This is a genomic window from Phytoactinopolyspora endophytica (assembly GCF_004138495.1).
Classification (GTDB): domain Bacteria; phylum Actinomycetota; class Actinomycetes; order Jiangellales; family Jiangellaceae; genus Phytoactinopolyspora; species Phytoactinopolyspora endophytica.
In genome coordinates, this window is the sequence record NZ_ML142865.1 from 15,932 (window position 1) to 22,426 (window position 6,495).

5 protein-coding genes are annotated in these 6,495 nt (G+C 70.3%); all 5 read right to left on the minus strand.

What is annotated here, in order from left to right; all coding sequences use genetic code 11:
* The coding region (locus ELR45_RS35840; RefSeq protein WP_165368111.1) for a hypothetical protein at window positions 1-223 on the minus strand (223 nt) is incomplete at its 3' end.
* Entirely contained in the window at window positions 216-1,685 is a 1,470-nt protein-coding gene (locus ELR45_RS26165; RefSeq protein ID WP_129668960.1) for an aminotransferase class III-fold pyridoxal phosphate-dependent enzyme, read from the minus strand. The genes ELR45_RS35840 and ELR45_RS26165, both read right to left, overlap by 8 nt.
* 142 nt (window positions 1,686-1,827) lie before the next feature.
* Window positions 1,828-3,147 (minus strand): THUMP-like domain-containing protein, encoded by a 1,320-nt coding sequence (locus tag ELR45_RS26170; RefSeq protein WP_205857299.1) that lies wholly within the window; start codon window positions 3,145-3,147, stop codon window positions 1,828-1,830.
* A gap of 66 nt (window positions 3,148-3,213) precedes the next feature.
* Window positions 3,214-4,419, minus strand: a complete 1,206-nt coding sequence (locus ELR45_RS26175) for a M20 metallopeptidase family protein (RefSeq protein ID WP_129668961.1) — start codon at window positions 4,417-4,419, stop codon at window positions 3,214-3,216.
* 132 nt (window positions 4,420-4,551) lie between these two features.
* Window positions 4,552-6,222, minus strand: a complete 1,671-nt coding sequence (locus tag ELR45_RS26180) for a serine/threonine-protein kinase (protein ID WP_129668962.1) — start codon at window positions 6,220-6,222, stop codon at window positions 4,552-4,554.
* Between the last annotated feature and the right edge of the window lie 273 nt (window positions 6,223-6,495).

A 6,495-nucleotide genomic window follows, 5' to 3' on the forward strand; every position in this document is an offset into this window, starting at 1 on the left:
GTACCTCGCGGAGGCGCCCCGGCGCCGTCGTGGGGAACGGCGGGCCGTGCCGGCTGGACAGGACGGCGTCCACCACTGACGTGACGGCGCTGCGTAACGCGTCGCCCGCCGCCGTGCTGCCGTCCAGAAAGTCGAACTGGGGGCCCGCATGGTCATCGAGGAGCTCAGGGAGCCCGGCATATGGGGAGTCGCCGGGCTCGGATGCCCGGGCACTCTCAGGCATGATCACTCCCGCGACCCTCGGCGATCACGGGACGGGCCGCGAGCGCGGCGGCGAAGGCGTCGACCACGCGGTCGATCTGCTCTTCGCTGATGACCAGCGGCGGAAGAAATCTCACGACGGCGTCGTGGGTGCCGCCGATCTCGACGATGACTCCGCGACGCAGCATCTCCCGCTGTACGTCGGTGGCGAGGGCGCCGTCGGGTCGCGGCACGCCGTAGCCGTCCGGCGTCTGTGGATCGACCAGCTCGACGCCCGCCATCAGGCCGCGACCACGGACCTCGCCGACGCGCGGATCGTCGCCGGTGACGCTGCGCAAGCCGTCGGACAGGCGCCGGCCGAGCTCGTCCGCACGTTCGGGCAACCCGGCTACGACGACCTCCTTGATCGTGGCCGCTCCGGCGGCCAGCGCCAGCGTGGAGCCGCGGAACGTGCCGGCATGCGCGCCGGGTCCCCAGGAGTCAAGGTCGCCGCGGTGCACGATGACGGCCAGAGGGAGGCCGCCCCCGATCGCCTTGGACATCACCAGAATGTCCGGGTCCAAGCCGATCGGCTCGCTGGCCCAGAGTGCGCCGGTGCGGCCGAGCCCGGTCTGGACCTCGTCGGCGACGAGGACGGCACCGGTGTCGCGGGTGGTGGTGCGCAGCGTCGTCGCGAAGGCAGACGGCATGGGATGCACGCCTCCTTCGCCTTGTACGGGCTCGGCGACGACGGCGGCCGGCGCGGCGATCCCGCTGTGGTCGTCGGTGAGCGCCCATCGCACGAGTCCGCCCGCCAGTTCGGTGGCGCGAGCGACGTCACTGTCCTGCGTGGCCGTGGCACCGGCAGGGGAAGGCGCACCGCGGTGGCCGGCCTGGTGTCCGTTCCTGAACGGTGAGCGGTAGGCCGTCGGAAACGGCAGGTGGTGTACCTCAGGGAGGAGAGCCCCGAGCGGTTCTTTCGCGGAGCGGCGGCCGGTGAGTGCGAGGGTTCCCTGGGTCATGCCGTGGTAGCCGCCGCCGAACGCGAGGACGCCGCTCCGGCCGGTCGCGGTCCGGGCCAGCTTCACGGCCGCCTCGACGGCGTCGGCGCCACTCGGGCCGCAGAACAGGATCTGGCCGTCCCGCAACGACGTGGGCAGGATCGAGAAGAGCCGCTCGATGAACCGGTCCCGGAACGGGGTGGACAGATCGAGCGTGGACAGTGGCGCGCCCGTGTCGAGTGCGTCCCGGATGGCCTGGTCTACGGCGGGGTGATGGTGACCCAGTGCCAGCGCGCCGGCTCCTGCCAGGCAGTCGATGTACTCGTGGCCGTCGGCATCGCGGACAGTGGCGCCGTGCCCCGAGGCAAGGGTGATCGGGAGCCGCTGATGATACGAGCGTGCGGACGAGTCGCGCTGTGCTGGCATCGGTCGTTGACCGGGCATGCCGGGGGCGTCGACGGGCATATGGTGGTCGGTCAGTTCGAGGCCCTCGAGCTGTGTCACAGGGCGAATTCCTTCCGGTTATGACGATTTCTGGTGAATTTAGGCATGCCTAACCTAGATGAGCCAAGCCTTACCTAAACCGGTCGATCAGTGCAAGCCGTTCGCCGAAGAAAACGTTCCGGAAAGTGAACGGGGATGATGGTCAGGACGGGAGAGGGTGGGCGACGAGGACCGTCGCGCGGCCGCTGACCCGGGTGACGATCAGGGTGGCCTCGGCGCCGCCATCCGGGCGAAGCTTCTTGCGCAGCGTCTCGGGCGTGATGCCGACCCCGCGCTTCTTGATCGTCAGGATCCCGATGCCGTGCTCACGGACGTAGCGCCGCAGCCGCTTCACGTCATACGCCAGGGTGTCCACGACCTCGTATCCGCGGGCGAACGGTGTGTCGACCCGGACATTCCCGCCGAGGTAGGCGATCGACGGGTCGAGTAACCAGCCACCGATGATCTCGGCGACGGCGGTCACCAGGCCGGCACGGATCACCGCCCGATCGGGCTCATAGACGTAGCGGCCCGGTGCGTGCACGTCGGCGCCGCCCGGATCGTCCACGTCCGTCAGCGTGTGCGCGCGAGCTGTGCGAACCTCCGCGCCGCCGTACGCACTGGCGCAGTCACGTGCGCCGGCGCTGGCAGATGATTCCATGCCGCCGGGCGGGTCGTCGTCCGTGCGGAGCAAGGTCGCCCGTCGCCGGACGCGTCGTCGGTTCTCTTCGCGCGGGTCGTGGCGGGCGAGGTCGCCGGACCAGAGCGTGGCCTCTTTGACCTCGCCGCGGTCCGAGACCCACTCCGCCTCGACGTCGTCTGGAACGCGGCCGTGCGGAATGCCCGGGGCGACCTTGACGCACGCCGTCTCGCCGAGCAGGTCCTCGACGAACGGCCACGGCGGCTGGTAAGCGTCCGGGTCGAACACCCTGCCACGGGCGGTGCGCCGGGCGGGGTCGCAGAACACCGCCGGGTAGCCGCTGCGGTCCGCCGCTGTCGCGTCGGCGTTGGTGACACGGGCGCGATCGCCCAGCCCGAGTGCGTCGATGTTGAGCCGGGCCACCTCTGCGGTGAGCTCATCTGCCTCGACGCCGGTCACGTCAAGGCCGGCGCGTGCCAGGGCGATCAGATCGCCCCCGATCCCGGTACACAGATCGAGGACACGGGCGCGCGGCCCTTCAGCGCCGCCGAGGCATCCGGCGACCCGGGCGGCCCGGTGGTTCGCGACGACGGCCCGCGTGGCCTGCTCGTATCCGTCCGCGGTGAAGAACATACGGCAGGCGTCGGCGGCGTCGAACTTCTCTGTCGCGCGCTGACGCAGCCGTGCCTGGGTGAGCGCCGCGGCCACCAGCTCCGGAGGGTGGTCGCGGCGTAGCCGGCGGCTCAGAGCGAACTCATCCTCGACGCCGTACGAGCGAGTCGCGTCGTCGAGGAGGGGCGCGCCGGCCGCCGATGCCAGCGTGCGTAAGAGATCGACATTCACGCGCGCTGCACCGTCCCGAGGTCCACGGCTCCACTCTGGCACAGGCCGTCGGACACGAGCCGAAGCTCAGGCCGTCGGGCGGAGCGAGTCGAGCGCGACGCCTGCATACGTGGCCACGCCCGAGGCGAGCGACCGCTCGTCGAATACGACCAGGTTCGAGTGGTTCGGGGCCGCCAGATCCGGGTCTACGCCCTCGGGGCAGGCGCCGAGGAACGCCATCGCTCCTGGGTACTTCGCCAGCACGTAAGAGAAGTCCTCCGCGCCCATCAGCGGATTCTCGATGTCGACGACCCGGTCCGCGCCGACCACGGCGGAGGCGACGCCGCGTACCCGGTCGGTGAACGTCTCGTCGTTGACGGTGACCGGGTAGCCAGGGGTGATGTCGACGTCGGCGGTCAGCTCGTGAGCGGCGGCGATACCCGAGACAACGGTCCGCAGCCGGGTGTGTATGTCGTCCCGGGTCTCTTCGGAGAAACTCCGGATGGTCCCCTCCATCTCGGCGCTGGCCGGGATGATGTTGGACGTCGTACCGGCGGCGATCCGGGCGACCGTCAGCACCGCCGGATCGAACGTGCTGATCCTGCGGCTGAGCACGGTCTGCACGGCGGTCACGATCTCGCAGGCGGCCGGCACCGGGTCGTTGGCGGCGTGCGGTGCGGACGCGTGCCCGCCCCGGCCGGTGAGGACCACCCGGAACGTGTCCGCGGCGGCGAGGATCGGCCCCGACCGCACGTTGATGGTTCCGCTCTCGAACTGGCTGCTGATATGCAGGGCGAACGCGCCGATGACGTCCGTGTCGTCGAGCAGTCCCTCCTCCAGCGCATAGCGTGCGCCGTGGTATGACTCCTCGCCGGGCTGGAAGAAGAGCAGCACGCGGCCGGCAAGCTCCTCGCGCCGGGCAGCCAGCAGCCGGGCCGCTCCGGCGAGCATGGCCACATGCGTGTCGTGCCCGCACGCGTGCATGGCCCCTTCCACCGCGGAGGCGAACGGGAGGCCGGTGTCTTCCTGTAGCGGGAGAGCATCCATGTCGCCGCGGAGTATCAGAGTGGGGCCGGGCTGGGCTCCATCGAGCTCGGCCACGACGGCGGAGGTGGTCTCCGAGAGCCGCAGCGTCAGGCCCAGATCGGCGATCTCGTCCAGCACCGCCTGTCGTGTCACCGGCAGGTCCAGCCCGATCTCCGGGTTCTGGTGCAGCTTCCGCCGGAACGCCACGGTGCGCTCCTGCGCGGCATCGGCTTCGGGCATCAGCGCGGCGAGCGAAGGGATCGTCATGTGGGGAGTATGCCGAACAGGTCGGGAGCAGAGGGACCCGGGGATCTGAGAGAAGGCGCACTCGACGCTACAGTGGCGCGTCGAGCACGACCGCGCTCACCGCGCCGCGGATCCGGCGCGCGGTGAGGCGCCCTAGCTGCTGTTACGCAAGGGCCTGAGGACGGTGAGCGCCTCCTGGCCCAATGTCACGTCGATCTGCCGTTCGGCGATCCACCCCTCCAGATCCTCGACCAGGCGGTGGGCTTGGTCCGCGCGCTGGAACGTGCTGCTCGTGCCGAGCAGGTCGTGAAGTGCGGATAGCAGGTCGTCTGCCTCCTCGCCCCAGTCCAGCGGGGAAGCGGCGACCTCGACGGACAGCGCGCTCGCCTCATGGAGCTCCGGGGTGTCGGGCAGGCTCTCGTCTGCGAGGGTCTCGACGGCTTGGCGCCCGACCTCCGGATCGATCTCGTACTCGGTGATCCAGTGCGACACGGTTTCGATGAGGCTGCGAGATTCCTCCACTCGAACGGTGCGGTCCTGTTCGTTCCGGATCGCGCGCAGCTCATGGAAGAGCTCTTCGCCCCGTTCACCTGCCTCGCTGGAATCGATGGCCAACTCGGTGATCAGAGCGTCGAGCCCGTCGAGCTCTGCCACGACGGTTCCGCCGGTCGTGCTTTCGCTCGGCCCTGGGGTCGGGCCGTCCGCGGCGGCGCCGCCGCGGACACCGTCGAGGATCAGCAGCGCGGAGGCGGCGAGCACGGCGATACCGACGACGGCCGCAAGGACCAGCCAGACGCGCCCGCTACGGCGCCCACCGGCGGAGCCGTACGGTGCGGCCGCGGCAGGTGCCGCTCCGGCAGGTCCTGATCCGTCCCCGGCCGGCTCCAGCACCCGCGTGCCTTCCGCTCCCAGGGGTGTGGAGCCTGGTAACGGCGGTGTGCTGGATGGCCACGGTGTGGAACCGAACGGCGGAGCGTCGGCGCCCGGAGGCGGTGGTGGCGGTGCGGGCGTCGAGACCGCCTGATGCAACGCCGAGCGCATCGTCCGTGCATCGGGGTAGCGCTCGGCCGGGCTCTTGGCCAGGGCACACTCCACGACGCGAGCCAGTGCGGGCGGGACATGCGGCACGAGCTCGGCCAGCGGCGGTACGCGCTCGCTGTGGTGCGCCATCATCAGGGCGAGCGGTGACTCGGCGCGGAAGGGTGGGTGCCCGGCCAGGCATTCGTAGATGACGACGCCGAGCGAGTAGAGGTCGCCGGCAGGCGAGGCGGATTGACCTGCGGCCTGCTCCGGGGCCAGGTACCGGGGTGAGCCGAGAACCCGATCGGTCCCGGTCAGCCCGGACGTCGACTCGGAGAGCGCCTTCGCGATGCCGAAGTCGGCGAGCTTCACGCCGCCCGCGTCCGGCAACAGGATGTTGGACGGCTTGACGTCGCGGTGCACGAGTCCGCGCTCATGCGCCATCTGCAGGCTGGTCAGGACCGCGTCGGCGATGGTCGTGGTCCACTCGACCGGCAGCCAGCCGTCCTCGTGCAACAGATGAGCGAGGCTACGGCCGTTGATCCGTTCCATGACGATGAACGGCTGGCCGTCCACCTCCCCGACGTCGAAGACCATGACGGTGTTCGGGTGGTGCAGCCCGGCGGCGGCACGGGCTTCGCGCAGCATCCGTTCACGGCTGACGGGGTCGCCCGCGTAGGCGTCATGGATGAGTTTGATGGCGACCTCGCGCTGCAGCAGGCGGTCATATGCGGCGACGACGCGTGCCATGCCCCCCGAGCCCAGGGGCCCGCCAAGCTCGTAACGGTCGGCCAGCACAGCCATTGCACCTAATCCCGTCCAGGTGGTCCTGTCACACTCGTGTCCTCATCTCGGCGCCTCGTCGCCGCCGACATGTCGTTCGTCACATGCGCAAGGCCTGTAACGACCGATCGGCCATGGCGTCGACGAGTTTAGTCGCGAATGTCGGGTCTATCTGCCGGGTGTCGGCCTCCGAGCCACGCCGGCGAGGGCATGCCGTGGTAGGCAGGGATGTTATCCACAGATGACATCGTGGCGGGGGCGCATTCTGGCGCGGTGTGTGGCGGCCCGCGGTCT

Bases quoted from the DNA above. Each gene is read 5' to 3' on its own strand.
- ELR45_RS26175 (WP_129668961.1), bottom strand. From the start codon at position 4,419: ATGACGATCCCTTCGCTCGCCGCGCTGATGCCCGAAGCCGATGCCGCG.
- ELR45_RS26180 (WP_129668962.1), bottom strand. From the start codon at position 6,222: ATGGCTGTGCTGGCCGACCGTTACGAGCTTGGCGGGCCCCTGGGCTCG.